At 71.5% G+C, this 25,717-nt stretch carries 26 protein-coding genes and 1 pseudogene; 11 read left to right on the top strand and 16 right to left on the bottom strand.

The window, feature by feature from the left end; all coding sequences use genetic code 11:
• The first annotated feature begins 13 nt into the window (after window positions 1-13).
• Window positions 14-1,267 (top strand): M20 metallopeptidase family protein, encoded by a 1,254-nt coding sequence (locus ABD361_RS29595; RefSeq protein ID WP_344439949.1) that lies wholly within the window; start codon window positions 14-16, stop codon window positions 1,265-1,267.
• Window positions 1,268-1,449: 182 nt separating this feature from the next.
• Window positions 1,450-2,376 carry a ribosome-inactivating family protein gene (locus tag ABD361_RS29590; RefSeq protein WP_344439947.1) on the top strand — a complete coding sequence of 309 codons (927 nt, stop codon included), beginning with the start codon at window positions 1,450-1,452 and terminating at the stop codon, window positions 2,374-2,376.
• Window positions 2,377-2,385: 9 nt separating this feature from the next.
• Here ABD361_RS29590 and ABD361_RS29585 read toward each other — a convergent pair.
• The 5 genes and pseudogenes from ABD361_RS29585 to ABD361_RS29565 all read right to left on the bottom strand — a co-directional run.
• A pseudogene (locus ABD361_RS29585) lies at window positions 2,386-2,684 on the bottom strand (histidine phosphatase family protein); the annotation flags it as partial.
• 98 nt (window positions 2,685-2,782) lie between these two features.
• Complete coding sequence (locus tag ABD361_RS29580) at window positions 2,783-3,229, bottom strand: hypothetical protein (RefSeq protein ID WP_344439946.1); 447 nt, start codon at window positions 3,227-3,229, stop codon at window positions 2,783-2,785.
• Between the two features lie 179 nt (window positions 3,230-3,408).
• Window positions 3,409-4,248, bottom strand: a complete 840-nt coding sequence (gene nadE / locus ABD361_RS29575) for an ammonia-dependent NAD(+) synthetase (protein ID WP_344439981.1) — start codon at window positions 4,246-4,248, stop codon at window positions 3,409-3,411.
• Window positions 4,249-4,619: 371 nt separating this feature from the next.
• Entirely contained in the window at window positions 4,620-5,909 is a 1,290-nt protein-coding gene (locus tag ABD361_RS29570) for a glycosyltransferase family 2 protein (RefSeq protein WP_344439944.1), read from the bottom strand.
• Window positions 5,910-6,133: 224 nt separating this feature from the next.
• Window positions 6,134-6,601: a hypothetical protein gene (locus ABD361_RS29565; protein WP_344439942.1), complete on the bottom strand. Its 468-nt coding sequence runs from the start codon at window positions 6,599-6,601 to the stop codon at window positions 6,134-6,136.
• Between the two features lie 1,337 nt (window positions 6,602-7,938).
• Between ABD361_RS29565 and ABD361_RS29560 the strand changes: the two genes are divergently transcribed.
• Window positions 7,939-8,289: a hypothetical protein gene (locus ABD361_RS29560; protein ID WP_344439940.1), complete on the top strand. Its 351-nt coding sequence runs from the start codon at window positions 7,939-7,941 to the stop codon at window positions 8,287-8,289.
• Window positions 8,290-8,318: 29 nt separating this feature from the next.
• Here the strand turns inward: ABD361_RS29560 and ABD361_RS29555 are convergent, their stop codons facing one another.
• Complete coding sequence (locus tag ABD361_RS29555; protein ID WP_344439938.1) at window positions 8,319-9,089, bottom strand: MerR family transcriptional regulator; 771 nt, start codon at window positions 9,087-9,089, stop codon at window positions 8,319-8,321.
• A gap of 161 nt (window positions 9,090-9,250) precedes the next feature.
• Here ABD361_RS29555 and ABD361_RS29550 point away from each other — a divergent pair, with 161 nt between their 5' ends.
• Window positions 9,251-10,042, top strand: coding sequence for a trypsin-like peptidase domain-containing protein (locus tag ABD361_RS29550; RefSeq protein WP_344439936.1), 792 nt, complete (start codon window positions 9,251-9,253; stop codon window positions 10,040-10,042).
• 31 nt (window positions 10,043-10,073) lie between these two features.
• Here the strand turns inward: ABD361_RS29550 and msrA are convergent, their stop codons facing one another.
• Together msrA and ABD361_RS29540 are read right to left on the bottom strand one after the other, a co-directional pair.
• On the bottom strand, window positions 10,074-10,697 hold the full coding sequence (msrA, locus tag ABD361_RS29545; protein WP_344439934.1) for a peptide-methionine (S)-S-oxide reductase MsrA: 624 nt from the start codon (window positions 10,695-10,697) through the stop codon (window positions 10,074-10,076).
• A 148-nt stretch (window positions 10,698-10,845) separates the two neighbouring features.
• Window positions 10,846-11,925: a hypothetical protein gene (locus tag ABD361_RS29540; protein WP_344439932.1), complete on the bottom strand. Its 1,080-nt coding sequence runs from the start codon at window positions 11,923-11,925 to the stop codon at window positions 10,846-10,848.
• A gap of 106 nt (window positions 11,926-12,031) precedes the next feature.
• On the opposite strand from ABD361_RS29540, the gene ABD361_RS29535 reads away from it, so the two are divergent.
• Window positions 12,032-13,177: a cystathionine gamma-synthase gene (locus tag ABD361_RS29535; RefSeq protein WP_344439930.1), complete on the top strand. Its 1,146-nt coding sequence runs from the start codon at window positions 12,032-12,034 to the stop codon at window positions 13,175-13,177.
• A gap of 59 nt (window positions 13,178-13,236) precedes the next feature.
• Here the strand turns inward: ABD361_RS29535 and ABD361_RS29530 are convergent, their stop codons facing one another.
• From ABD361_RS29530 to ABD361_RS29520, 3 genes are all read right to left on the bottom strand, one after another.
• A complete protein-coding gene (locus ABD361_RS29530; protein WP_344439929.1) occupies window positions 13,237-13,479 on the bottom strand; it encodes a hypothetical protein in 243 nt (80 codons plus the stop codon).
• Complete coding sequence (locus ABD361_RS29525) at window positions 13,476-13,898, bottom strand: sigma factor-like helix-turn-helix DNA-binding protein (RefSeq protein ID WP_344439927.1); 423 nt, start codon at window positions 13,896-13,898, stop codon at window positions 13,476-13,478. The genes ABD361_RS29530 and ABD361_RS29525 overlap by 4 nt, the downstream gene beginning before the upstream one ends.
• Before the next feature lie 88 nt (window positions 13,899-13,986).
• Window positions 13,987-14,490, bottom strand: a complete 504-nt coding sequence (locus ABD361_RS29520) for a MarR family winged helix-turn-helix transcriptional regulator (protein WP_344439925.1) — start codon at window positions 14,488-14,490, stop codon at window positions 13,987-13,989.
• 347 nt (window positions 14,491-14,837) lie between these two features.
• Between ABD361_RS29520 and ABD361_RS29515 the strand changes: the two genes are divergently transcribed.
• Together ABD361_RS29515 and ABD361_RS29510 are read left to right on the top strand one after the other, a co-directional pair.
• A complete protein-coding gene (locus tag ABD361_RS29515) occupies window positions 14,838-15,821 on the top strand; it encodes an ATP-binding cassette domain-containing protein (RefSeq protein WP_344439923.1) in 984 nt (327 codons plus the stop codon).
• Window positions 15,818-16,696 (top strand): ABC transporter permease, encoded by an 879-nt coding sequence (locus ABD361_RS29510; RefSeq protein ID WP_344439921.1) that lies wholly within the window; start codon window positions 15,818-15,820, stop codon window positions 16,694-16,696. The genes ABD361_RS29515 and ABD361_RS29510 overlap by 4 nt, the downstream gene beginning before the upstream one ends.
• Window positions 16,697-16,772: 76 nt before the next feature.
• Here ABD361_RS29510 and greA read toward each other — a convergent pair whose 3' ends face one another.
• On the bottom strand, window positions 16,773-17,270 hold the full coding sequence (gene greA / locus ABD361_RS29505; RefSeq protein WP_344439920.1) for a transcription elongation factor GreA: 498 nt from the start codon (window positions 17,268-17,270) through the stop codon (window positions 16,773-16,775).
• 211 nt (window positions 17,271-17,481) lie between these two features.
• Entirely contained in the window at window positions 17,482-17,898 is a 417-nt protein-coding gene (locus tag ABD361_RS29500; protein WP_344439918.1) for a DUF4307 domain-containing protein, read from the bottom strand.
• A 123-nt stretch (window positions 17,899-18,021) separates the two neighbouring features.
• On the opposite strand from ABD361_RS29500, the gene mca reads away from it, so the two are divergent.
• From mca to ABD361_RS29485, 3 genes are all read left to right on the top strand, one after another.
• Complete coding sequence (mca, locus tag ABD361_RS29495; RefSeq protein WP_344439916.1) at window positions 18,022-18,891, top strand: mycothiol conjugate amidase Mca; 870 nt, start codon at window positions 18,022-18,024, stop codon at window positions 18,889-18,891.
• Between the two features lie 4 nt (window positions 18,892-18,895).
• Window positions 18,896-19,114, top strand: coding sequence for an RAMP4 family protein (locus tag ABD361_RS29490; RefSeq protein ID WP_344439914.1), 219 nt, complete (start codon window positions 18,896-18,898; stop codon window positions 19,112-19,114).
• Window positions 19,115-19,227: 113 nt separating this feature from the next.
• Window positions 19,228-21,258, top strand: coding sequence for a thioredoxin domain-containing protein (locus ABD361_RS29485; protein WP_344439912.1), 2,031 nt, complete (start codon window positions 19,228-19,230; stop codon window positions 21,256-21,258).
• Window positions 21,259-21,376: 118 nt separating this feature from the next.
• Here ABD361_RS29485 and ABD361_RS29480 read toward each other — a convergent pair whose 3' ends face one another.
• Both ABD361_RS29480 and trhA read right to left on the bottom strand, forming a co-directional pair.
• A complete protein-coding gene (locus ABD361_RS29480) occupies window positions 21,377-22,000 on the bottom strand; it encodes a TetR/AcrR family transcriptional regulator (protein WP_344439910.1) in 624 nt (207 codons plus the stop codon).
• 282 nt (window positions 22,001-22,282) lie between these two features.
• Window positions 22,283-23,047 (bottom strand): PAQR family membrane homeostasis protein TrhA, encoded by a 765-nt coding sequence (gene trhA / locus ABD361_RS29475; RefSeq protein WP_425583362.1) that lies wholly within the window; start codon window positions 23,045-23,047, stop codon window positions 22,283-22,285.
• A gap of 276 nt (window positions 23,048-23,323) precedes the next feature.
• On the opposite strand from trhA, the gene ABD361_RS29470 reads away from it, so the two are divergent.
• Window positions 23,324-25,144, top strand: coding sequence for a phosphoenolpyruvate carboxykinase (GTP) (locus ABD361_RS29470; protein WP_344439907.1), 1,821 nt, complete (start codon window positions 23,324-23,326; stop codon window positions 25,142-25,144).
• Window positions 25,145-25,204: 60 nt separating this feature from the next.
• Here the strand turns inward: ABD361_RS29470 and ABD361_RS29465 are convergent, their stop codons facing one another.
• The gene (locus ABD361_RS29465; RefSeq protein ID WP_344439905.1) at window positions 25,205-25,465 is read right to left on the bottom strand and encodes a hypothetical protein; all 261 of its coding nucleotides are present in this window, start codon (window positions 25,463-25,465) and stop codon (window positions 25,205-25,207) included.
• Window positions 25,466-25,717 lie beyond the last annotated feature (252 nt).

Raw genomic sequence — 25,717 nt, 5'->3', positions numbered from 1 at the left:
GGGGGAAACGGCCATGAAGACGGTGAACCGTCGTACGGTGCTGGGCGGCGCGGTGGCGGCCGCGGCGGGAATCGTGTGGGGCGGCGCGGGACGGGCCGCCGCGGCGCCTCCTCCCGTACCCGTATCCGTACCCGACCTGACAGCGCTGCGGCGCGACCTGCACGCCCACCCCGAGGCGCCGGGCCGGGAGGCGCGTACCGCCGCGGTGGTGGCCGGCCGCCTGCGGGCGGCCGGGCTGGCCGTCACCACGGACGTGGGCGGCCACGGCGTCGTCGCCGTCCTGCACGGCACCCGGCCGGGCCGCACGGTCGCGTACCGCGCGGACATGGACGCCGTACCCCCGCAGGACATCGTCGGCGGGGGCACGGCCGCCGCCCACCTCTGCGGCCACGACATCCACACCACGGTGGCCGTCGGCGTCGCTGAGGCCCTGGCGCGGCAGCGGTCCCGACACGGCCACGGCCACGAGCTGAGCGGAAGCGTCGTCTTCCTCTTCCAGCCCGCGGAGGAGGCCCTGGCCGGGGCCCGCGCCCTGCTGGACGCGGGAGTGCTGGAACGGCACGGCGTCGAGGAGATCCACGCCCTGCACTGCGGGCCCTTCCCGGTCGGGCAGTTCGCGGTGACGCCCGGCTACGGGCTGCCCGGCCAGGACCGCGCCGAGATACGACTGGCAGGCGTGGCCGGGGCGGCTGCCGGCGCCGCCCGCCGCCTGGCCGCCGACATCGCCGCGCTCGCCACCGTGACCCCGCCGCAGACGCCGGCCGAGCTGGAGAAGATGGTCGCCGACGTCCGGACCCCGGACGGCCCCCTCGCCCGTTTCGTGGCCGTCCGGGCCAGGGCCGAGGAGGCCACCGTCCGGGTGTCCTTCCGCTGCTGGCCGCAGGAACGGTACGTCGGGATCCGCGAGGAGATCCGCCGCCTGGCTGGCGCCTGTGCGGGGGCCTCCGTCACCTTCCCCGCCGCGCCCTTCCCGGCCATGGTCTGCCCGGAGCCCGAGGCCCGCGCCCTCGCCCGCCACCTGCGCGGCACCCTCGGCCGGCAGTCGGTCACCGAACTCCACGCCGCCTTCCCCTTCAACGGCGAGGACTTCGCCCTCTACCTCGACCGCGTCCCCGGCACGTACACCTTCCTCGGCGTCCGCACCCCCGGCGCCCCGGTCACCACCGCCTACCCGCACTACCCCGACTTCACCCCGGACGAGCGCGCCATCGGTACGGGCGTGCGCGCGATGACGGGCTGGATCGCGGAACGGACGCGGCGGGGGTAGCAGGGGGGCGAACGCGGGCAGGGCCGGCCGGGCCGGCCGGGCCGGCCGGGCCGGCTGTGCGCTGCGGGAACAGAAGGGTGCACGCAGAGAACGCTCGCGCCACCGACCACGGCAATACGTTGCCTGTGACCGAGCGCCCCCGCGCCCCGCGTCCCGCGCTTCACCGAAGGAATGACATCACCATGCGTACGTCCCGGCTCGCCCGTTCCCTCCTCATGACCGGCCTCGGCCTCGCGGTCACCGTCACCGGCACCGTCGCGTCCACCGGTACGGCGGAGGCGCGCACGGACTGGCGTCACCTGTCGCACGTCTACATGAACCTGTCGGACGACGGGGCCGGCGAGCGCCAGCGCATCGACTACTCGAACTTCCTCGCCAGCCTCCGCGCCGCGGCGGCGGGGCCCAACGGGATGGAGACGCAGCTGGAGGACTTCGGGCTGATCAGGGTCACCCTGGGGGCGCCGGACGACCGCCACGTCCGGCGCGAGGCAAGCTTCTGGATCAACCCCGCCAACCTCTATGTGTGGGGCTTCTCCAACGAGAACGGCATCACCTACCAGTTCAACGACATCAACGGCGCCCTGCGCACCCGCATGGCGGAGACCACCACGCCCGCCCCCGGCGTCAACACCGACGTCCGCACGCTGAACTTCGGATCCAATTACAACTCGCTCAGCGGAACGGCCAACCGCGGTCGCGAGAACATGCCGATCAGCTGGAACGACATCCGCGCGTCGATCGTGCAGCTGGCGACCGCCGACAATCCCAGCAGCGGCAGCCAGCGCGAGAACACGGCCCGTTCGCTCAGCCTGATGATCCAGATGCTGTCGGAGGCCGCGCGGTTCAACGACGTCGAGGGCACGTTCCGCGCGGCCATGGGAACCTGGGGCGTCCAGCACCTGCCGCAGCAGCAACAGGAGCTGGAGAACGCCTGGGCCGCGCTCTCGGAGAACTGGCAGCGCTCCTCCGCCCGCCTGCAGACCACCCCGGTCCGCATCCCCTCGATCGGCAACGTCAACGGCACCGACCAGGTCCGGCGCTACGTACGGCTGTCCCTCGGCCGCCCCGGCCTGACCAGGGGCGGCGACTGGGGCCACGACGAACTCTGACCGCCGCAGCTAGGCGGGCAGATGACCCGTGTCGTTGAACATCACGACGCAGGACGGCCGCCCCGGCGCGTAATGGATGACGGTCAACGCGGCGTTGCCGTGGTTCAGGCCCAGCCAGCGCCACGCGGGGGCGTCCAGGGCATCCCGTACGAGCCAGCCGAGTCGGCCGGCAGCTCCTGCCGGCCCGGGAAGTACGGCACGTAGTCGCCGGCGGCCTCGTCGGCCCGGACGACGGCGCCCTCCAGGTGCTCACCGATCAGCTGTGCGGTCCGGGCGGCCCGGGCCAGCGGCCCGTGGTGCACCACCGACGGACGCGGGACGGAGGATCACCCACCGCATGGAGTAGACGGGCGGACGTACGGCAGAAGGCGGCGGTCGGGTGACCGCCGCCCGTGGGCCGGGTGCTCTACTCCGCTTCGATCGGGCTCACGAACTCCAGCGTCCACGTCTCCTGGAACTCGGGCTTGGGCGGCACGATCTCGATCTGCGCGCCCCGGTGCCCGGCGCGCAGGGCGAGGCCCTTGTCCGAGAGGATCTTGACGCCGCCGATGACCCGCTCGAACGTGAACTTCGCCCACTCGGAGCGCTGGACGCTGTTCACGAACAGCTTGTCGTCGGCGATCACCAGCCCCGCCGCCTCGTGCTGGGCGAGGTGGATCACGTACGGCGCCCCGGGCACCGGCTCGGCGGGCTCGATGATCCACTCCTGTTCGATCGGGAGCGGGTTGAGGCGGTCGGTGATGACGGGGGCACCGTGCTTGACCGCGAACTCGGTCGCCGTCAGCAGGCTGGTCGGACCGATGATGTGGGCGTGGATCTTGTAGATGCCAGGCTTCACCGGGATCGGAGGCATGCGCGAACGTTCCTCTCGCTCGGTCCACTTCCCCGGCGGCGAACCGCCACCGGGCGTCCTCCACCACCATCAGCGGACGTCCGGCCTCGACGCAGCACCGGATGTCGCCAAGTCGAGGACGGCGCAGACCGCTCGATCGCAGGAGCGAATGCGGTGCCGACGGCGCCCGCGGCGCCGGCTCAGGGAGCGATCGGCAGCTGCCGCTTGTGCTCGGTGAGCCGGTAGCGGCGGACGATGGCCTCGAACGCGGCCTCGGCGACCGGCGCCCCCTCCAGGAAGTCGTCGATGTCGTCGTACGTGACGCCCAGCGCCACCTCGTCCGGCTTCCCCGGATCCAGCGTCTCCAGGTCGGCGGTAGGGGTCTTCTCGGTCAGCGACGCGGGCGCGCCCAGGACGCGCGACACGGCCCGTACGCGCCGCTTCGTCAGGCCCGTGAGCGGAACCACGTCCGCCGCACCGTCGCCGAACTTCGTGAAGAAACCGGACACCGCTTCGGCCGCGTGGTCCGTACCCACGACCAGACCGTCGTGCGCACCCGCAACCGCGTACTGCGCGATCATGCGCTGCCGGGCCTTGATGTTGCCGTGCACGAAGTCCTGGTGGTGCGCGTCACGGAAGACCGTACCGGCGGCCACAGCCGCCTCCAGCGCGGCATCGCTGGCGGGCTTCACGTCCACCGTCAGGACGCGGTCGGCCCGGATGAACTCGAGCGCCAGCTGCGCGTCCTTCTCGTCGGCCTGCACCCCGTACGGCAGCCGCATCGCGAAGAACGTCGCCTCACGGCCGGTGGCCCGCACCCGCTCGACGGCGAGCTGGCACAGCCGCCCCGCGGTGGTGGAGTCCACCCCGCCGCTGATGCCCAGCACCAGGGAACGCAGCCCCGAGGAGATCAGCTGCTCGGCAAGGAAGGCCACCCGGCGCTCGACCTCCTGCTGCGCGTCGAAGGACGCGCTCACCTGGAGATCCCGGGCGATCTCCTGCTGCAGGGATATGGACGCCTGGGTCCGGTCCTGGTCGATCACGGTTGCTGCTCCTTGGGGGCGGGCACGAGCGGGGCCTCAAGCACTTTAAGCGAGCGGGTGCGGGTGCCCGTCCGTGGGCTGGTGCGGGTCAGAGCTTTGGCCGGCTACGAGGGGAGGGGTGGGGGGCGTGCCTTTGTCGCCGGGCTGCGGGCCGGTGGGGTGCTGGTCGCCGTTCTCGTGCCGTCGCGGGGTGGGGGTGCGTGAGGAGATCGCGCTCTTGGTTCGTGGCTGAGGGGGAGCCGGCTGCTGCCGCGATGTGGCTCGGGCCGGTGGAGACGCTCCGCTCGTTTCCGGTGGGTACGTGGCCGGGCGTCCGGCTGCGGACCGTCCGTGGTGACAGCAGGAACCTTCACCGGTGGGAGGGGACGTCAAGCGTGACCGTCGGCAGTTCGTTCGTCGGCGCGGTCGGTCTTGCTCCACCCGTGGCGGCCGGTGGCGATGCGGTAGATGGCGCGCCAGCAGGCGATGAAACTGACATAGAGCCACGGCATCAGCAGATGAGCGCAGACGATCGCCCTCCACAGGGGGAGGTCCTCCGCACGGCGCCAGTAGACCACCGCCCAGGCCAGGTGGGCTGCGAAGGTCATGACGTAGCAGGTCAGAGCACTCAGCCAGGGCGATCCGGGTACCGGCCCGGGGCCCTCCAGGAGGCGCAGGAGGAGGAGCTGCTGGATCACGGAGTAGGGCAGCGTGATCAGGTAGGGAACGAGCAGATAGCCGGTGAGCTCCAGCCGCCCGGCGAACCCGATGGCCCCTGGCTTCCAGAGTTCGGGCAGGCGGGTGATCGCGCTCATGTGGCCCTGGGCCCAGCGGGTGCGCTGCCGCAGCAAGCGGCGTGGATCGGTCAGCCCCTGCTGTGAAACGAACGCACCCGTGCAGGAGACCACCTTCCAGCCCCGGGCCGCGAGACTGATCCCCAGGTCCAGGTCCTCGGTCAGCGAGGCCGACCACGGCTCGGGACCGACGCTGTCGAGGGCGGAGAGCCGGGCGAACTGGGCGTTGCCCGCCATGCTCACGGTGCAGGTGGCGATCCGGCCCAGCTGAGTCAGCGCGCTCAGGCCCCAGAACTCGAAATCCTGGATGCGCAGCGCCCAGTGGCTTCGCCCTCGGATGCTGACGACCAGCTGGGCACCGCCGACTTCTCGATCGTCGAAGAGGGAGACGACCCGAGCGGCTGCGCCAGGGGACATCCGTCCGTCGGCGTCCATGACGCACACCAGCACCCGGCCCGGATCAAGGCCTTCCACCCCGACCTGCCGGCGCACGACGGACAATCCGGCATTGAGGGCGGCACCCTTGCCCTGCCGCGCAGCGGGCAAGGACCGGCGAACCAAGGTGACACGCCCTTCACCGGCCATGACGGCGGTCTGCGCGGTCGCATCGTCACTGCCGTCATCGATGACCACGACGCGCACGCCCGGCTGGTCGTCGAGCAGGTTGCGCACGGTGGGGCCGATGACCTTCTCCTCGTTCAGGCAGGGCACCATTGCAAAAACGATCCACCCCGCCGGGAGCGCGGTGACAGCGCCGGCGCTCAGCCTGGTACGGGACCGCAGCGAGCTGCCGGACCTGCGGACCACCACGATGCCGGTCACGATGAGCGGAACGTTGTACAGAAGCGTGTAGCCGAAAACGACATATGCCGCACGCTCCAGCACGGCCCCCCAAGTCACCATCCGGCCTTCCCCCCGGGCCTCGACGCCAAAAACAGCCGACAAGGGGACTGTGCCCGCTATATACCAAATGGAACGAGGGTGACTATTTGTAGCGTCGTCGTGTGCAGCACGTCGGCTGGTAATGAGCCAAAGTTCTGACCCGCACCAGCCCACGGACGGAGACCCGCACCCGGAAGCTCGGGGGCGCGGGCTCCGTGCCGTGTGGGTTACCGGCCCCAGATCCTCCAGGTCACGTTCGCGTTGTTGCCCGAGCCGCCCTCGCGCACGAATAAGAAGGCGTTACCTCGCTCGCTGTACTGGTTGGAGCCGACGTACGGGTTGTCCCAGTGCAGCTCGATCTCCTTGTAGTTGAGCGACGGGTTCCCGCAGTTACCGGTCTGGAAGGTGGCGCGACCTTCCGTCCCGGTCATGAACCCGTTGCTCTCCGAGGCCCAGTCGAGCTTCTCCCCGTCGCGCACGAGCTGGGGCACCTCGACCGTCCAGATCCCGTGGTCGAGGGACTGATTGGTGCGGTAGAGGTCGCAGCCCGTCCGGTTTTCGAGGTTGATGACGGTGCTTCTGGCGGCGTACGTGGTGACGGGGGCGGCGCTGGCGCTGCCGACGGTCGCGAGGGCGGCCAGGCCCACGGTCAGGGCCGCCACGGCCGCGGTCTTGACTGTCTTCGGACGACGCATGCGTGTCTCCTGGTCTTCGAGGACGAGGCGTACCCCCGCCCTGCTCGTTGTGGTGGCACTCCTGCCACCACGCGAAGACTCCCGGCCGCGCATCTTCGGAAGGTGAACGTTCGCTCAACGCGCTTTCATGCGCGTGCGGTTGCATGACTCAGGGGACGCATGGTGTTCATGGACCCGGCCGGTCACGCCATGGAACTCATCACCGTGCCCTACGGCGGCTGGTCCGCCGAGAACGTGTCCGCCCGGACGGGGCGTCGTTGATCCGGCCGCCAGGCCGTGATGATGAGCGGCCCATATGACAGGAGTGCAGCGATGATCTTGCCCTTTGTCGGTCAGCTCTTGGGTTGGTTCGCGGCCGGGCTCTACGCCTTCGCCGGAGGCGTGATCCACCACGTGGCCAACCTGCTCTGAGAGCAGTGCACCTTACGTGATCGTCGGGCCGAGGGGGCCCCAGAGGTTCCCTCGGCCCGACGTGTCCGCGATTCGAAGCGAATACCCGGGCCGGAACCGAGTGCTTCCGCTGTCTCGCCGGTGCGGTCGCGTCGCCCGCCACGGTCTGCAGCCGGACGCCCAGCCACATCACCGGTGAATCGAGCGGAGCGTCTCCACCGGCCCGAGCCACATCGCGGCAGCAGCCGGCTCCCCCTCAGCCACGAACCAAGAGCGCGATCTCCTCACGCACCCCCACCCCGCGACGGCGCGAGTACGGCGACCAGCACCCCACCCACCCGCAGCCCGGCGACAAAGGCGCGCCCCCCACCCCTCCCCTCGTAGCCGGCCAAAGTTCTGACCCGCACCAGCCCACGGACGGAGACCCGCACCCGGGGTTAAGCCCCGGCCCCCGAGCCCGTCCTCATGTCCTCACTCTCGCGGGTGATTGCCTGGGCCGTGCACGTGCAGAAGGATTCAGGTGGCAACTGAATGCCCTGGATTGACGCGCTGTTCGTCCCAGGAGGTCGTCATCAGACGGTACGTGTCCCGTGGTGTTGTCGTAGGAGGCTCAGCGCTCCTGGCCCTCGCCCTGTCGCTCCTGCCCTCGTCCGCGGCCGCCACCTGCGAGGTGAGGTGGTTCGCGGGTGGTGTCACCTGGATCTCGCCGGGGATGGCTGCCGGTTCCTGCCACACCACCGGCGCCGACGGTGCGGAGTGGGTGGATTCCACCCCACGGTCCGCCGAGTGGAGCTTCTATCCGTCCCCCGACTGCACGGGTGACCCCGTGGCCCTCGGTAACGGCTTCCGGCGTTTCTCCCCTCCCGGGCAGCCGTTGCATTTCCGGTCCGTGAAGATGGACACCTGTCCCTGAGGCTCCACGCTCCACTGCCGTTTGGGAGGCCGTCATGCCGCTGTGTCGTCGATCAGTACGCACGCTCACGTCCATCGCCGCCCTCACCCTGACCCTTGTCGTCGGTACGGCAACCGCCGCGGCGCCTGCCGGCACGTGCACATTGCGCGTCCAGTCGCATGGCACGTCCGGTTTCCGCAGCGGACTGACGGCAGGCAGCTGCGTCAATCCCTCCCTGCGGACGGGTGTCGACGACATCGCCGCCGGCAACAGCACCGGCAAGGCCGACTTCACCGTCTTCAGCGGCGCCGACTGCACCGGCACGGTCCTCGCGCAGGCTACGGGTGAGGCGTTCTTCGTACCGCCCATCGACATCGGCTCGGTGCGAATCGACAGCTGTCCCTGAGCCGCGGCATCCGACCCCTCGCGGTCCCCCTACCGCAGTCGCGCCTCGGCGTAGACCGTCATCGCCTCCTGCTGGTAGGCGGCGAGCCCCTCAGCGATCTTGTCGAAGTTGGCGCGGAACTGCGGGTCGTCGGCGTACGTCGCGGCCAGGCCCTTGTACGCCTCCGCGTTCGGGGTCCAGAAGCGGCACACGCCCCGGTAGTGGGCGTCCACCTCGGCCTGCACCGCCGCGTCGGCGGCCGGGGTGCCGGCGGCCATGAACTCCGCCATGCGGATCATCTGCGCCGTCGCCTCGCGCTGCCAGCGCTCGGCGTCCTCGGGGGTCATCGCCTCGACGGCCCGCCGGGACTGCTCCCACGCCTGCGGCCACCGCTCCCGTACCTCGGCCTGCATCTCGGCGTCGTGCTCGGAGGGCTCGAAGCCCTCGAAGAGGTTTTCCGGCCTGTTGATGTGCACCATGTCGTTGTCCCTGCTTCCTCCCAGTTCGGCGATGGTGCGGTCGACGGTGCGGGCGAGCGTCGCGAGGCGCTCCTGCTCGGCCACCAGCCGGGCGCGGTGCTCGCGGAGCACGTCCACCTGGTCGGCCCGGCTGTCCAGTACGGCGCGGATCTCCCGCAGCCCTACGCCCAACTCCCGCATCAGCAAGATCTGTTGCAGGCGCAGCAGCTCCGTCTCCGTGTAGTAGCGGTGCCCGTTGCTGCCGGTCCATGCGGGTGGCAGCAGGCCGATCTCGTCGTAGTGCCGCAGTGTCCGTGAGGTCACTTTGGACATCCGGACCACGTCCGCCGTCGACCAGGCCATGACCGGCCCGCCCCTTCCGTTTCCATCGCCGGCCGGTCCTTCCGGCCGCACGGATGACGTTAGAAGTTGACGCAACGTCACTTGCAAGTGGTGACAAACACGCGTTCGTGCTCTTCGATGTGCGTGTCCGGTTCGACTTCAGTCCGTACAGGAGTGATCACATGCTGCGTGCGTTACGCGCCCTCGGCCTCGCCGCCGTCCTCACGGCGGGCCTGACCCTCACCGCGGCCCCGGCCGCGACCGCCGCACCCGCTGCGGCCCCGGCCGCCTCCACCAGAGCGCTGACGCCCATCGGCGGCGGCACCGGCATCATCTTCCGGATCACCCCGTCCCCGGAGGACCGGCAGAGCTTCTACGTCTGCACCCTCACCGCCGTCGGCCGGGACAACGCCGGCAACCTGGTCGGTCTGACCAACGCCCACTGCTTCATCGACGAGAAGGGCAACAAGCTCGTCGGCGAGAAGGTCTACCGCGACACCTCTCCCGCCGGCACCGCCACCGCCCCCGCCGACCTCAACGCCAGCCGCCCCGACCTGGAGACGGGCGCCATCGGCACCGTGACCTACGTCAGCACGCCCAACAACCTGCTGAACACCGGCCCCAAGGGCCTCGACTACGCCGTCATCAAGCTGGACGAGACGCGGGTCGCCCCCACCGCCACCGTCGGAGGCGTGACCATCTCCTCGATCGGCGCCCCGCCGCCCAACGGCACCCGCATGTGCAAGCAGGGCCACCGCACGGGCCTGACCTGCGGCATCAAGCTGGGCACCCACGACATCTGGTTCACCCACCTGATCTGGACCAACGGCGGCGACTCCGGCTCCCCCGTGGTCAGCGGCCAGACGCTGGTCGGCAACGCATGGGGCGCCCAGCACAGTTCGGCGATCCTGGACATCATCGCCGAGATGGACGCCAACGGCGGCGTCGGCGCCGGCTTCCACCTGGCGAGCTGAGCCCCTCCGGTGCGACCGGTGAAGGCGGTGCTCAGCCCTCCGCCTTCGCCACCCCCACCGGGCAGCTGACCCCCGTGCCGCCGATGCCGCAGTAGCCGTTGGGGTTCTTGGCCGGCGACAAGTACTGCTGGTGGTACGGCTCCGCATAGTGGAAGGGCGGCGCCGGGGCGATCGTCGTGGTGATGGGGCCGTAGCCGGCCGTCGTGAGCACCTTCTGGTAGGCGTCGCGCGAGGCCTCCGCCGCCGACTGCTGGGCGGGGGAGTGGGTGAAGACCACGGAGCGGTACTGGGTGCCGACGTCGTTGCCCTGGCGGTTGCCCTGGGTGGGGTCGTGGGACTCCCAGAAGAGCTTCAGCAGCGACTCGTACGAGACGACCGAGGGGTCGAAGACGACGCGGACGACCTCGGCGTGGCCGGTCAGGCCGCTGCACACCTCCTCGTACGTGGGGTACGGCGTGCGGCCGCCCTGGTAGCCGACCAGGGTCGTCCACACGCCCGGCGTCTGCCAGAACTTGCGCTCCGCACCCCAGAAGCAGCCCAGGCCGAAGTCGGCCGTCTCCAGGCCCTCGGGGTAGGGGCCGGCCAGGGGGGTGTCCAGAACGGTGTGGCGTTCCTGGAGGGGGTGGCCGGGGGCGGTGCGGTCGGTGGACATCATCGGGCTCCTCGCTTCGGCGGTCCGTCCGGGACAACGTACGAGCCGCCGCCGGGATTCCGGCCCCGGCCGGCGGCCCGGGGCGCGCGGAGGGCGAACGCGCCCCGCCGCGCCCCGCCCCGCCTCTTCCCGCCCCGCGCCGGCGCCGCCGTCAGCCGCGCTGGGCGCCCGCCACCGCCATGGCGCGGAAGGCCGTGTACGCGGCGACCGGGTCCTGCTCGTACGTCCAGGGAATGGCGCCGATGTGGCCGTCGACCTTCTGCAGCTGCTCCAGTGCCTCGCCGTAGCGCTCGGCGCGCACCAGGAACCACGCCAGCAGGTGGCGGACGTGCGGCAGCACCGGGTGGTCCTGGGGGGCGTGCAGCACCGCGAACTGCGCCGCCTCGATGGCGTCGGTGATCACCGCGCTCTGGAACAGGCTGCGCACCAGCTGCACGTCGGGCAGGTGGTCGTGGACCGCGAACAGCGGCAGTGCCGGCAGCAGGCTGCCCTCGCCGGCCCCGGCGGCCGCGCGGCGGGCGAAGTCCTCGGCCCGGTCCTGGGAGCCGTGCCAGGAGGCGCTCCAGTAGCGCAGTGCCGCCAGGTGGGCGCCCATGTGGCCCGGGGCGCGCGAGACGACGGTCTCCCACAGGGACTGGAACTCCGCCTCGCTCGCCCCCAGGCCGCGGGCCACGTTCAGGGCCACGATGTGCGGCACGACGTCGTCGGGCGCCAGGCGGGCGGCCTCGGCGCACACCGTACGGGCCTCCTCCAGGATCATGCGGTAGTCCTGGGAGGAGGGGTTGCGCAGGGCCTGCTGCACCAGGAACTCCGCCTGCACCGCGGCCCCGCCGGCGTCCTCGGGGGCCACCACGCGCCAGTGCCGCAGCCACACGCCGCCCGTGCCCGGCGACTCGGCCAGCTCCTGCGCCGCCGCGCCCGCCAGGGTCTGCACCCGCTGCCAGCGCAGCTCGTCGGCGCTGCCGGCGGGGGTGCGGGAGAGCAGGTCGGCCGCCGGCTTCCAGTCCTGGGTGCGCCGCGCCTCGCCCACGGCCGCCAGCAGGTCGTCGTCGGGGCCGGGCAGCCGCAGGTCCAGGCGCTCGGGCGGGACGAAGCCGTACGCGCCGTACGGGTCGACGGCCGCTCCGGCACCGGCCGCGGCGTCCTGCAGGGCCCGGCGGCGGCGCGCCGCCGGGACGACCAGGAACCCGCAGACGATCACGACGGCGAGCAGGATGAAAAGAAACTCCATGGACCTTCCTGACGAAAGCGACGAGTGCGACGAGGCAGACACTGTTCATCCGCCTGCAACAAGTGAACAGGACCGTTCACGTGAACGGGGTACTACTCTCGGGACAATGAGCGACCAGCACAGCTTCGAGACCCTCGCCATCCACGCGGGGCAGGAGGCGGACCCCCTGACCGGGGCAGTCGTACCGCCCATCTACCAAGTGTCCACCTACAAGCAGGACGGCGTGGGCGGGCTGCGCGGCGGCTACGAGTACAGCCGCAGCGCGAACCCCACCCGTACCGCCCTGGAAGAGAACCTGGCGGCCCTGGAAGGCGGTGTGCGCGGCCTGGCCTTCGCCTCCGGCCTGGCCGCCGAGGACTGCCTGCTGCGCACGCTGCTGTCCCCCGGTGACCACGTGGTCATCCCGAACGACGCCTACGGCGGCACGTTCCGTCTCTTCGCCAAGGTCGTCGGCCGCTGGGGCGTGGAGTGGTCGGTCGCCGACACCTCCGACCCCGCCGCCGTGCGCGCGGCGATCCGCCCGCAGACCAAGGTGGTCTGGGTCGAGACGCCCTCCAACCCGCTGCTCGGCATCACCGACATCGCCGCCGTCGCGGGCGTCGCCCACGAGGCCGGCGCCAAGCTGGTGGTCGACAACACCTTCGCCAGCCCCTACCTGCAGCAGCCGCTGTCGCTGGGCGCGGACGTGGTCGTGCACTCCACCACCAAGTACATGGGCGGCCACTCCGACGTCGTCGGCGGCGCCCTGGTGACGGCCGACGCCGGCCTCGGCGAGGAGCTGGCCTTCCACCAGAACGCCATGGGCGCGGTGGCCGGGCCGTTCGACGCGTGGCTGACCCTGCGCGGCATCAAGACGCTCGCGGTGCGCATGGACCGGCACACGGCCAACGCCGAGCGCATCGTTCAGATGCTGGTCGCCCACCCCAAGGTGACCCAGGTCTACTACCCGGGCCTGCCCGAGCACCGGCTGCACGAGGTGGCCGCCAAGCAGATGCGCGCCTTCGGCGGCATGGTCTCCTTCCGCGTCGCCGGTGGCGAGGAGGCGGCGGTCGAGGTGTGCAACCGGGCGAAGCTGTTCACGCTCGGCGAGTCGCTGGGCGGCGTGGAGTCGCTCATCGAGCACCCGGGCCGCATGACGCACGCCTCGGTGGCGGGCTCCGCGCTGGAGGTCCCGGCGGACCTCGTGCGCGTCTCGGTCGGCATCGAGTCGGGCGACGACCTGGTGGCGGACCTCACCCAGGCGCTGGGGTAAACGATTCCCCCCTCCCCGGTCCTCCCCCTCGGTCCCTCGGGGGAGGGCCGGAGGTTTCCTCACGGGTACAGCCCGTCGTTCGCCTCCGGCGCCACCCACGGCTCGGCGACCGCCGCCCACAGCGCGAAGGCCACCACGGCGGCCAGCAGCAGCGCCCAGCCCACCGCGGCCAGGGCGCGGCGCCGGCGCAGCAGGCGCCGGCCCTCCTCGGCGGCCCGTGCCGCCAGCTCCGGCGGCACCACCGGCCGCACCTGCCGCAGCCGCCGCAGGGCCTCGGCCTCCCGGCGGTCCAGGCCGCTCACCGGGCGACCAGCGTGCGCACCGCCCGCGCGCACAGCGTCCGTACCCGCTCGACGGGCAGCCCCAGCACCGCGGCGATCTGTTCCTCGGCGACGTCCTCGGACAGCCGCAGCACCAGCACCAGCCGCTGCGGCGGGGGCAGCGGGCCGAGCAGGGCGCCGGGCACCCGGCCGTGGCGCCGGGCGGAGCGGGCGAAGGCCTCGACCAGCTCGGTGCGGGCCCGCTCGTACGGGTCCTCGCCGCGCAACCGGTCCCAGGCGGCGTACGTACGGGCCAGGGCGGCCGTCAGCAGGCGTTCGGCCGTCGCGGGCTCCCCGGTGAGCAGCAGCGCGACGTGCAGCAGCCGGCCCCCCGCGCCCCCGACGAACGAGTCGAACTCCCGGGCGCGCAGGCGTTCGTGTTCGGCCCGCCGCTCTCGCACGCTCCCAGGACACGGCAGGTGCGCGGGGCGGTCAAGGGCCCGGGCGCGATGCGGTCAGGGGTGCGATGCGGTCAGCGGCGCGAGGCGGTCAGGAGGCGGGCGGCACCTGTGCGGGCTGCCCGAAGTGGATGTGGGACAGGGCGGCGTTGAAGCGGGTGAGCAGCGAGCAGAAGACGGCGCGCTCGTCCTCCGACCAGTCGGCGGTGACCAGGCCCATCAGCTCGCGCCGTGAGGTGCGCACCTCCTCCAGGCGGGCCTTGCCGCGGGGGGAGAGCTGCAGCACCACGGCCCGGCCGTCCTCGGGGTGCGAGGTGCGCTTGACCAGGCCGGTGTCGACGAGCGGGGCCACCTGGCGGGTCACCGTGGAGGAGTCGATGCCCATGCCCCCGGCCAGGGCCTTGACGCCCATGGGGCCTTCCTGGTCGAGGCGGTTGAGCAGGAGGTAGGCGGCGCGGTCCATCGAGTTGTGGACCCGGCCGACGCCGCCGAGGCGCGTCTGTTCCGCGCGCCGGGCGAAGACGGCCACCTGGTGCTGGAGGGCGTCGAGGACACCGGGGGCGAGGTCGGTCGTCATGTCCTGAGAGGTGGGCATGGCCTGGGGCTCACTTCGTGCGGTGGGCAGGGGACGAGGTGCAAAGTGCAGGGGTATTGCTCGCAGAGAATGCCGACAGGGTACGCGGCCTGCGGGCTGCTTGTACCAGTGCTCCACAAACCGGTCGGTATGTATGTATGGGCAGCCCGGAAAGCCCGGATTCGTCCACCCGGAACGCCGCATTCACCCAGGTACGGGGCCTGCCCGCGCGCGACGAACCGGCAACCGGTGCACAGGGAAATCGCTCACGGTATATGCGTCATATGCGGGGGGATGCATTCAGAGGGCGGAAAGGGGATGCCGAACGTAAAATCAACCATTACGTCACCCGAACGGGGAGAACACCCATGACAGGTGCCATATATGCCGAAGGCCTGGTCAAGTCCTTCGGCGACGTCAGGGCTCTGGACGGCGTCGACCTCGACGTTCCCGAAGGCACCGTGCTGGGTCTGCTCGGCCCCAACGGCGCCGGCAAGACCACCGCCGTCCGCGTGCTCACCACCCTCATCCGGCCCGACCGCGGACGGGCCGTGGTCGCCGGCATCGACGTCCTGAAGAAGCCCAACGAGGTCCGGCACGCCATCGGGCTGTCCGGCCAGTTCGCCGCCGTCGACGAGTACTTGACGGGACGTGAGAACCTGCGGATGGTCGGGCAGCTCTACCAGCTGGGCGCCCGTGACGCCAAGGCGCGCGCCGTCGAGCTCCTGGAGCGCTTCCACCTCACCGACGCCGCCGACCGTCCCGCCCGCACCTACTCCGGCGGCATGCGCCGCCGCCTGGACCTGGCCGCCGCCCTCGTCGTCAGCCCGCCGGTGATGTTCATGGACGAGCCCACCACCGGCCTGGACCCGCGCAACCGCCAGCAGCTGTGGGAGGTCGTCCAGGAACTCGTCGCCGGCGGCACCACCCTGCTGCTGACCACGCAGTACCTGGAGGAGGCCGACCACCTCGCCCACGACATCTGCGTGATCGACCACGGCCGGGTCATCGCCCGCGGCACCTCCGACCAGCTCAAGGCCCGCACCGGCGGCGAACGCGTGGAGCTGGTGGTGCACGAGCCCGGCCACCTGGAGCCCGCGCTCGGCGTCGTCCGCGCCTTCGGCGAGGGCGAGCCCACCGTCGACCGGCACACCCGCAGGGTCACCGTCCCCGTCTCCGGCGGCGCCCGGCTGCTCGCCGAGATCATCCGGGAACTGGACGCCCGCGACATCGAGATCGACGACATCGGCCTGCGCCGCCCGACCCTGGACGACGTGTTCATCTCGCTCACCGGGCACGCGGCGGAGGAGACCGCGGAGGCCCCCGCACCGCGCCAGGAGGCGGCACGATGAGCACCACCGGCACCGCCGGCCCCACCGGCAGCGCTCTTGCCCGCCGGCCGGCCCCCGTGGGCCGCGGCGGCCCCCTCGGATCCGTGCGCGACTCCCTCGTCGTCGCCCGCCGCAACCTCATCCGCATGCTGCGGATCCCCGAGGTCGTGGTCTTCGGCCTCGTCCAACCGATCATGTTCGTCGTGCTGTTCAGCTACGTCTTCGGCGGCTCGATCGCGGTCGGCGGCAGCACCGATCCGGGCACCTACCGGGAGTACCTGATGGCGGGCATCTTCGCCCAGACCGTCACCTTCGCCACCGCGGGCGCCGGCGCGGGCATCGCCGACGACATGCACAAGGGCCTCATCGACCGCTTCCGCTCCCTGCCCATGGCCCGCGGCGCCGTCCTGACCGGCCGCACCCTGGCCGACCTCGTGCAGACCGCGCTGACCCTCGTCGTCCTGGCGATCGTCGCCGTGATCGTCGGCTGGCGCATCCACGAGGGCCTCCTGCGCGCCCTCGCCGGCTTCGCGCTGCTGCTCCTGCTCGGCTACGCCTTCTCCTGGATCGGCGCGCTGATCGGCCTGTCCGTGCGCACCCCGGAGGCGGCCACCTCGGGCGGGCTGATCTGGCTCTTCCCGCTCACCTTCATCTCCAACGCCTTCGTGCCCGCCGACAACATGCCCACCGTGCTGCGCACCATCGCCGAGTGGAACCCCTTCAGCGCGACCGTGCAGGCGGCGCGGGAGCTGTTCGGCAACCTTCCGGCGGGCTATCCCGTACCGTCCGCGTGGCCCATGCAGCACCCGGTGTGGGCGTCGCTGCTGTGGTCGGTGCTGATCATCGTGGTCTTCCGGACGCTGGCCGTGCGCAAGTACCGCTCGGCGACGGCATGAAACATGCCAAAAACCAAGGGCCCCGGCCGCTCCCGAAGGAGCGGCCGGGGCCCGGCGCGCAGTGCTGCGCGGTGGCTCAGCCCTGGTACGGCTTGGCGTCGAGGATGCGCACGGCGGCCTTCTTGCCGTTCGGCAGCTCGTACACGGCGTCCTCGCCGACCTTCTTGCCGTTCACGCCCGAGCCCAGGGGGGACTGGGGCGAGTAGGTCTCGATGTCCGAGCTGGCGTACTCACGGGAGGCCAGCAGGAACTGCAGGGTGTCGTCCGGGTCGCCGTCGAAGGCGATCGTCACGACCATGCCGGGGGCGACCACACCGTCGGCCGCGGGGGCCTCGCCGACCTTGGCGGACTCGAGCAGCTGCGTCAGCTGGCGCACGCGGAGCTCCTGCTTGCCCTGCTCCTCCTTGGCCGCGTGGTAACCGCCGTTCTCTCGCAGGTCACCTTCCTCGCGGGCCGCCGCGATCTTTGCGGCGATCTCGGTGCGAGCGGGACCAGACAGGTACTCCAGCTCGGCCTTGAGCTGGTCGTACGCCTCCTGAGTCAGCCAGGTGACGTTGTCGCTGGTCTGGGTCACAGGTGCTCCTCGTCGGTACTGGGGGAATGCCGGGTGTACATGTCGATACAAATGAACGCCCTACTCAGAAGGGTGCACCTTCAAAGCGGGGCGAAACCACGAGCCTAACAATTACGTCCGGAAAGGGGGAAGGAGTGAGCGGGGCGAACGCCGCAAGAATCGCGTCAATGCAGGTCAGAAGCTGTGACCTGGAGTACGCGCCGGGCAGGTGTCACCGCGTGTGGCCGGAGGCGGTGCGGCAGCCCTCCAGCTGCGTGGCCGCGGCGTGCTCCGTGGTGCGCATCGTGATCCGCTCGGTGTAGTTCTCCGCACGGCGGTCGAAGGTCACGTCCCTGCGGCCGACCTCCCTGCCGTCCGCGCCCAGGGAGTACAGGGTGCACACGCCCACCGCGTCCGCGTCCTTGCGGACCTCCACCACGGCCTGGACGGAGGTGTCGGAAACCGTCTGCGAACGCAGCAGCTGGCCCGTGACGTCCGACTTCGTGACGTAATGCACACCGGCCCAGCCGACGAAACCGACCAGCGCGGCCCCCAGCACCCAGGCGGCGATCTTCAGCTTGCGGTCGGCCCGCTCGTCCGCCGACCGGCCGTAGCGCCCGGCGGGCGGCGCGTCGTGCTCCGCTGCCATGATCGTTCCCTCCTGGGCGCCGGTTGATGAACGCGGAATGAAACGGTGCCCGCTTCGGTCACTATAGGAGGCGCCCCGCACGTCCATGGGAGGGGCCATGAACCAGTGACTGAGGATCGAGCCTTGACTGAGCAGCTGCGAATGATGGCCGTTCACGCCCACCCCGACGACGAGTCGAGCAAGGGCGCGGCCACGATGGCCAAGTACGTGTCCGAGGGGGTGGACGTGCTGGTCGTCACCTGCACGGGTGGGGAGCGCGGCTCCATCCTCAACCCCAAGCTTCAGGGCGACCCCTACATCGAGGCGAACATCCACGAGGTGCGGGCCAAGGAGATGGCCGAGGCCCGCGACATCCTGGGCGTCAAGCAGGAGTGGCTGGGCTTCGTCGACTCCGGCCTGCCCGAGGGCGACCCGCTGCCCCCGCTGCCCGAGGGCTGCTTCGCCCTGCAGGACGTCGAGGAGGCCGCCGGCCGCCTGGTGAAGAAGATCCGCCAGTTCCGCCCGCACGTGATCACCACGTACGACGAGAACGGCGGCTACCCGCACCCCGACCACATCATGACCCACAAGATCTCGATGGTGGCGTTCGAGGCCGCGGGCGACCCCGAGCGCTACCCCGAGGCCGGCGAGCCCTGGCAGCCGCAGAAGCTCTACTACAACCAGGGCTTCAACCGGCAGCGCACCCAGGCCCTGCACGACGCGCTGATCGAGCGCGGCATGGAGTCGCCCTACGGCGAGTGGCTGGAGCGCTGGCACACCATGGGCCGCGACCGCACGCTGACCACCTTCGTGCCCTGCGGCGACTTCTTCGAGATCCGCGACAAGGCCCTGATCGCCCACGCCACCCAGATCGACCCCGACGGCGGCTGGTTCCGGGTGCCGCTGGACCTCCAGCGCGAGGTCTGGCCCACCGAGGAGTACGAGCTCGCGAAGTCCCTCGTGGACACTTCCCTCCCCGAGGACGACCTCTTCGCGGGCATCCGCAACAATTGACACCATGATGAGCGCGACCGCCTCCCTCGCCGCCACGCTGCCGCTCGCCGCCCAGGACCTCGACCAGGACAAGGTCACCCCGGGTGTGCTCGGCTTCATCGTCTTCGCCGTCATCGGCGGAGCCGTCTGGCTGCTGATGAAGAGCATGAACAAGCACATGAAGCGGGTCGACTTCGAGGAGGCGCCGGAGACCTCCGGCGAGGCCGGCAAGACCGCCGCCTGAGCCCCGAGCCGTAGGCTCCCCCGCCCGCCGGGCCGCCGCCCGTACGGCCGACGCGTCAGCCGTACGGCGACCGGCGGCCGACGGGCGGCCCCGGCGTGCGCAAGGATGGGCCCATGCCCAACCGCCTCGCGCACGAGACCTCCCCCTACCTCCTCCAGCACGCGGACAACCCCGTCGACTGGTGGCCCTGGTCGCCCGCCGCGTTCGCCGAGGCGCGCCGGCGTGACGTGCCCGTCTTCCTCAGCGTCGGGTACAGCTCGTGTCACTGGTGCCACGTCCTCGCCCACGAGAGCTTCGAGGACGAGGCCACCGCCGCATTCATGAACGAGCACTTCGTCTCGGTGAAGGTCGACCGGGAGGAGCGGCCCGACATCGACGCCGTGTACATGGAGGCGGTCCAGGCCGCCACCGGGCAGGGCGGCTGGCCGATGTCGGTCTTCATGACGCCCGACGGCGAGCCCTTCTACTTCGGCACCTACTTCCCGCCCGCCCCGCGCCACGGCATGCCCTCCTTCCGGCAGGTCCTCGAAGGCGTCCGGGCCGCCTGGCAGGACCGGCGCGAGGAGGTGGGCGAGGTCGCGCAGCGGATCGTGCGCGACCTCTCCGAGCGCTCCCTCGCCGTGGACACCACCCGTCCGCCCGGCCCCGACGACCTGCACGCCGCCCTCATGGGCCTCACCCGCGACTTCGACGCGTCCCGCGGCGGCTTCGGCGGCGCCCCCAAGTTCCCGCCGTCCATGACGCTGGAGTTCCTGCTGCGCCACCACGCGCGCACTGGGTCCCAGGGCGCCCTGGAGATGGCCGCGGCCACTTGCGAGGCCATGGCCCGCGGCGGCATCTACGACCAGCTCGGCGGCGGCTTCTGCCGCTACTCCGTCGACGCCACGTGGACCGTCCCGCACTTCGAGAAGATGCTCTACGACAACGCCCTGCTGTGCCGGGCGTACGCCCACCTGTGGCGGGCCACCGGCTCCGAGCTCGCGCGCCGGGTCGCCCTGGAGACGGCCGACTTCCTGGTGCGCGAGCTGCGCACCGGCGAGGGCGGCTTCGCCTCCGCGCTCGACGCCGACAGCGACGACGGCTCGGGGCACCACCGCGAGGGCGCGTACTACGTGTGGACGCCGCAGCAGCTGACCGAGGCCCTCGGCGAGGAGGACGCGGCGCTCGCGGCCGAGCACTTCGGCGTCACCGAGGAGGGCACCTTCGAGGAGGGCGCCTCCGTGCTGCGCCTGCCCGACACCGAGCAGCTCGTCGACGCCGGGCGGCTCGCCTCCGTACGGCAGCGGCTGCTGGACGCCCGCGCCCGGCGCCCCCGGCCCGGGCGCGACGACAAGATCGTGGCGGCCTGGAACGGCCTGACCATCGCGGCGCTCGCCGAGACCGGCGCCTACTTCGACCGCCCGGACCTCGTCGAGGCCGCCACCGACGCCGCCGACCTGCTGGTGCGCGTCCACATGGACTGGAACGGGCGACTCGCCCGCACCTCCCTCGCCGGCACCGCCGGCCGCAACGCGGGCGTCCTGGAGGACTACGCCGACGTCGCCGAGGGCTTCCTCGCCCTGGCCGCCGTGACCGGCGAGGGCGTGTGGACGGAGTTCGCCGGGCTGCTCCTCGACACCGTGCTCACCCACTTCGCCGCCGCCGACGGCACCTTCCACGACACCGCCGACGACGCCGAGTCCCTCATCCGCCGGCCCCAGGACCCCACCGACAACGCGGCCCCCTCCGGCTGGACCGCGGCCGCCGGCGCCCTGCTGACGTACGCCGCCGTCACCGGCACCGCGGCGCACCGCGAGGCGGCGGAGAAGGCCCTCGGGGTCGTCCGCACCCTCGCCGGCCGGGCCCCGCGCTTCATCAGCTGGGGCCTGGCGGTCGCCGAGGCCCTCCTCGACGGGCCGCGCGAGGTCGCCGTCGTCGGCCCGCCGGACGACCCGGCCACCCGCGAGCTGCACCGCACCGCCCTGCTGTCGACCGCGCCCGGCCTGGTCGTGGCCGCCGGCGAACCGGACGCCGACGAGGTACCGCTGCTGGCCGGCCGCCCCCTGCTGAACGGCCGCCCGGCGGCGTACGTGTGCCGCAACTTCACCTGCGACGCCCCGACGGCGGACCCGAAGGTCCTGGAGGGGCTGCTGCGCCGTCCCTAGGGCGTCAGCCGCGTAGGGGCGCGGGGCAGTGTCGATCCCCGGCGCGCAGCACGGCACTTCATCTGCGGGTGCGTCGTGGCTTGTCGCGCAGTTCCCCGCGCCCCTGCGGGGCGCGGGGTCACAGTCGCAGGCCGTCCGCCAGCAGGCGCAGCGCGCGGTCGGCCAGTGCGAGCAGGTCCGCGTCGGTGCCCTCCCGGCCCCGCTCGATCCAGTGCATCATCGTCTCCTGCAGCGCCCCCAGCACGGCCGCGACCAGCACGCGCAGCTCCAGGTCGTCGGCGGGGCGCCCGGTGCGCGCGGCGAGCACGGCGCACAGGGCGCGGCCCGACTCCGCCAGGCACTCGGCCGTCCGGCCGCGCAGCGCCGGCACCTCGTGCACGAGGGCGGTGCGCTGGCGCAGTTCGGCGGGGTCGTGTTCCAGGATGTGGCCCAGGACGTCCAGTACGGCCCGGTGCACGGACGCGAGCGGCGGCTCGCCGGCCGGCCGTGCGCGCACGGCGGCCGCCAGCATCTCGTCGTACTCGTCGGTGAGCACGATGTCTTCCTTGGTGGGGAAGTAGCGGAAGACGGTGCTGGGGGAGACGTCCGCGGCCTCGGCGATCCGGTCCACGGGCGTGGCGTCGTACCCGCGTTCGGCGAAGAGCCGGTAGGCGGCCCGGCGGATCGCCTGCCGGGTCCGGATCTTCTTCCGCTCGCGCAGGCCGGTCCGGGGCATGGCGGGGGAGGTGTGTGCAGAGGCCATGCAGGCATTCTCGCCGGGCCGCCGCATTGACGGGACCCTGATTGTCAGTGGCGCATGTGACCCTGAGTACGGGGCAGGTGAACGGTCGGTTCGACCTGGAGGGGGTTCGTCGTGTTCTTGGGTGCTTTGGTGGTTGCCGCGCTGTGCGTCGCGGGCTTCGTGCTCGCCGGAGAGGTGGCCGTGCTCGTCGTGGTGGTGGCCGGCGTCGGGGGCCTGGCATGGCGGGTGGGCGCGGCCTCCAGGCCGCGGCCACCGCGCAGGGGCTCGTCCGCCCGCCCGCTCTCACGCGTGCGAATAGGCCACGAGCGAGATGCCCACGTAGTGCGCGATGAAGGCGGCCAGCGTGAGCGAGTGGAAGACCTCGTGGAAACCGAACCACCGCGGTGACGGGTTGGGGCGCTTGATCCCGTAGATGACGCCGCCCGCGGAGTAGAGCAGGCCGCCGACGATCACCAGGACGAGCACGGCGATGCCGCCCTTGCGCAGGAAGTCCGGGAGGAGGAAGACGGCGGCCCAGCCCATCGCGATGTAGCAGGGGGTGTACAGCCAGCGCGGCGCGCCGACCCAGAAGACGCGGAAGGCTATGCCGGCGAGGGCGGCGGCCCACACCCCCCACAGCAGCAGCTGCCCCCGGCTGCCGGGGATCAGCAGCATGGTCAGCGGGGTGTAGGTGCCGGCGATGATCAGGAAGATGTTCGCGTGGTCGAGGCGGCGCAGCACGGCCGTCGCCCGCGGGCTCCAGTTGCCGCGGTGGTACAGCGCGCTGATGCCGAAGAGCAGACAGGCGGTCAGCACGTACACCGCGCAGGCGATCCGGCCGCGGGTGCTGTCGGCGAGCGCGGTCAGGAAGACGCCGGAGACCAGCACCGCGGGGAACATGCCCGCGTGCAGCCAGCCGCGCAGCCGGGGTTTGACCGGCAGGGAGGCGCTGTCGTCGGCGGGCGGGGCGGTGATCGGTGCGTCGACCGGTGCGGCAATCGGTGCGGCGGTGGCCGCCCCGGCGGAAGCGGAGTGCGCGGGCAGCGCTGCGTCGGGCGCGGGAGTCATGGCGGTCATGCTACCTACGCCACCGTAGGTTACGGATCAGTACCGGGTGGCGATGGTCACCCGGGCGCCCCCTGGACAGATCGGATGAGAGGTCGGATGATCAAATGAGTGCGGGCGGCACCGGATGAGCGAACACACGAGAGCGTCTGGGTCGCAGCCCCCAAGGGGCAACACAAGTGCAAAGGCGGACCCGGACGTCCCTGGCTGACGAAGAGGGCCCGCGACCACCCTCAACATCTGACGCCGGACAGCGGGTTCCGGCGGAACGGAGTGATCGTGGCGCGCAGCAGTGCGGCTCCCACCACACCCACCAACCACCAGGAGCTCATCGCCTGGGTCGACGAGATCGCCGCTCTCACCCAGCCCGACCGCATCGTGTGGTGCGACGGATCCGAGGCGGAGTACGAGCGGCTGTGCGAGGAGCTCGTCGCCAAGGGCACCTTCCGCAAGCTCGACCCGGTCAAGCGCCCCAACTCCTACTACGCCGCCTCCGACCCCACGGACGTGGCGCGCGTCGAGGACCGCACCTTCATCTGCTCCGAGAAGGAGGAGGACGCGGGCCCCACCAACCACTGGAAGGCCCCCGCCGAGATGCGGGAGATCTTCGCGGGTGAGCAGGGCATCTTCCGCGGCTCCATGCGCGGCCGCACCATGTACGTCGTCCCCTTCTGCATGGGCCCCCTCGGCTCGCCGCTCTCCGCCATCGGCGTCGAGATCACCGACTCCGCCTACGTCGCCGTCTCGATGCGCACCATGACCCGCATGGGACAGCCCGTCCTCGACGAGCTCGGCGACGACGGCTTCTTCGTCAAGGCCGTCCACACCCTCGGCGCACCGCTCGCCGAGGGCGAGGCGGACGTGCCCTGGCCGTGCAACTCCACCAAGTACATCTCGCACTTCCCCGAGGACCGCGAGATCTGGTCCTACGGCTCCGGCTACGGCGGCAACGCCCTGCTCGGCAAGAAGTGCTACGCCCTGCGCATCGCCTCCGTCATGGCCCGCGACGAGGGCTGGCTCGCCGAGCACATGCTCATCCTCAAGCTCACGCCGCCCACCGGTGAGGCCAAGTACGTCGCCGCCGCCTTCCCGTCCGCGTGCGGCAAGACCAACCTCGCCATGCTGGAGCCCACCGTCTCCGGCTGGACGGTGGAGACCATCGGCGACGACATCGCCTGGATGCGCTTCGGCGAGGACGGCCGCCTCTACGCCATCAACCCCGAGGCCGGCTTCTTCGGCGTCGCCCCCGGCACCGGCGAGCACACCAACGCCAACGCCATGAAGACCCTGTGGGGCAACGCCGTCTTCACCAACGTCGCCCTCACCGACGACGGCGACGTGTGGTGGGAGGGCATGACCGAGGAGACGCCCGCCCACCTGACCGACTGGAAGGGCAACGACTGGACGCCGGCCTCCGGCACCCCGGCCGCCCACCCCAACGCCCGCTTCACCGTCCCCGCCGCGCAGTGCCCGATCATCGCGCCCGAGTGGGAGGACCCCAAGGGCGTCCCGATCTCCGCGATCCTCTTCGGCGGCCGCCGGGCCAGCGCCGTTCCGCTGGTGACCGAGTCCTTCAACTGGCAGCACGGCGTCTTCCTCGGCGCCAACGTCGCCTCCGAGAAGACCGCCGCCGCCGAGGGCAAGGTCGGCGAACTGCGCCGCGACCCCTTCGCCATGCTGCCGTTCTGCGGCTACAACATGGGCGACTACATGGGCCACTGGGTCCGCACGGGCCAGGGCCGCGACCAGGAGAAGCTGCCCAAGATCTACTACGTCAACTGGTTCCGCAAGGACGCCGACGGCCGCTTCGTGTGGCCGGGCTTCGGCGAGAACAGCCGCGTCCTGAAGTGGATCGTCGAGCGCCTCGACGGCAAGGCGGACGGCGTCGAGACCCCCATCGGCATCCTGCCGACGAAGGAGGCCCTGGACACCGACGGCCTCGACATCGCCGACGCCGACCTCGACCTGCTCCTCACCGTCGACCGCGAGGTCTGGCGCGAGGAGGCGGCACTGGTGCCCCAGCACCTGGAGACCTTCGGCGACCACACGCCGAAGGAGCTGTGGGACGAGTACCGCGCCCTCGTGCAGCGCCTGGGGTGATCCCCCGCTCCGCCTCGCCCGCCCCGCCCGCTCCAGCAGCGGCCGGGGCGGGCGCGCTGACTACCCGGTCGCGAGGCCGGCGAGGGCGGCGGAAATGTGTGTGTCGGCGAGGAGATTGTTGAGGACGCTCAGGTAGTTGAGGAAATTGCTGTTGGCGAGGAGGTTGTTGAGGGCGTTGATGGATCCGATGTTGAGGCCAACAATGCCGCCGGCGACGCCGGAGTCGACGTCGATGCTCGCTGCTTGGGACGGGGCGGCGAGGACGAAGGCGAGCAGGGTGATCAGGACGGCGGCGATGAGGACGCGGGGAGTGCGCCGCATGACAGGCCCTTTCTGCCAGTTCGCGAGAAAAAAAGCGGCAAGCCGCAGGTTGAGGGCTTTCCTGTCCGCCAACCGGGTTAACCGCGTGTCACCCGAACGTGTTGTCCGGCAGTCGGGGTCCCTAGGGGCGTGTCCGGTGGATCGTGCAGCGCCCCGAAGGGGCGCGGGGCAGCGTCAATCTGCGGCTCCGCCGCGCGGGCGCGACAAGCCACGACGCGCCCGCAGACGGAGTGCCGTGCTGCGCCCGGGCCC

This window comes from Streptomyces luteosporeus, assembly GCF_039532865.1.
Classification (GTDB): Bacteria; Actinomycetota; Actinomycetes; order Streptomycetales; family Streptomycetaceae; genus Streptomyces; species Streptomyces luteosporeus.
Note: the sequence above shows the minus strand (reverse complement) of the source record. Positions and strands in the feature narration are given on the sequence as shown.

Bases quoted from the DNA above. Each gene is read 5' to 3' on its own strand.
- ABD361_RS29595 (WP_344439949.1), top strand. From the start codon at position 14: ATGAAGACGGTGAACCGTCGTACGGTGCTGGGCGGCGCGGTGGCGGCC.
- ABD361_RS29590 (WP_344439947.1), top strand. From the start codon at position 1,450: ATGCGTACGTCCCGGCTCGCCCGTTCCCTCCTCATGACCGGCCTCGGC.
- ABD361_RS29580 (WP_344439946.1), bottom strand. From the start codon at position 3,229: ATGCCTCCGATCCCGGTGAAGCCTGGCATCTACAAGATCCACGCCCAC.
- ABD361_RS29565 (WP_344439942.1), bottom strand. From the start codon at position 6,601: ATGCGTCGTCCGAAGACAGTCAAGACCGCGGCCGTGGCGGCCCTGACC.
- ABD361_RS29560 (WP_344439940.1), top strand. From the start codon at position 7,939: ATGCCGCTGTGTCGTCGATCAGTACGCACGCTCACGTCCATCGCCGCC.
- ABD361_RS29555 (WP_344439938.1), bottom strand. From the start codon at position 9,089: ATGGCCTGGTCGACGGCGGACGTGGTCCGGATGTCCAAAGTGACCTCA.
- ABD361_RS29550 (WP_344439936.1), top strand. From the start codon at position 9,251: ATGCTGCGTGCGTTACGCGCCCTCGGCCTCGCCGCCGTCCTCACGGCG.
- msrA (WP_344439934.1), bottom strand. From the start codon at position 10,697: ATGATGTCCACCGACCGCACCGCCCCCGGCCACCCCCTCCAGGAACGC.
- ABD361_RS29540 (WP_344439932.1), bottom strand. From the start codon at position 11,925: ATGGAGTTTCTTTTCATCCTGCTCGCCGTCGTGATCGTCTGCGGGTTC.
- ABD361_RS29535 (WP_344439930.1), top strand. From the start codon at position 12,032: ATGAGCGACCAGCACAGCTTCGAGACCCTCGCCATCCACGCGGGGCAG.
- ABD361_RS29520 (WP_344439925.1), bottom strand. From the start codon at position 14,490: ATGCCCACCTCTCAGGACATGACGACCGACCTCGCCCCCGGTGTCCTC.
- ABD361_RS29515 (WP_344439923.1), top strand. From the start codon at position 14,838: ATGACAGGTGCCATATATGCCGAAGGCCTGGTCAAGTCCTTCGGCGAC.
- ABD361_RS29510 (WP_344439921.1), top strand. From the start codon at position 15,818: ATGAGCACCACCGGCACCGCCGGCCCCACCGGCAGCGCTCTTGCCCGC.
- ABD361_RS29500 (WP_344439918.1), bottom strand. From the start codon at position 17,898: ATGGCAGCGGAGCACGACGCGCCGCCCGCCGGGCGCTACGGCCGGTCG.
- ABD361_RS29490 (WP_344439914.1), top strand. From the start codon at position 18,896: ATGATGAGCGCGACCGCCTCCCTCGCCGCCACGCTGCCGCTCGCCGCC.
- ABD361_RS29485 (WP_344439912.1), top strand. From the start codon at position 19,228: ATGCCCAACCGCCTCGCGCACGAGACCTCCCCCTACCTCCTCCAGCAC.
- ABD361_RS29480 (WP_344439910.1), bottom strand. From the start codon at position 22,000: ATGGCCTCTGCACACACCTCCCCCGCCATGCCCCGGACCGGCCTGCGC.
- trhA (WP_425583362.1), bottom strand. From the start codon at position 23,047: ATGACTCCCGCGCCCGACGCAGCGCTGCCCGCGCACTCCGCTTCCGCC.
- ABD361_RS29465 (WP_344439905.1), bottom strand. From the start codon at position 25,465: ATGCGGCGCACTCCCCGCGTCCTCATCGCCGCCGTCCTGATCACCCTG.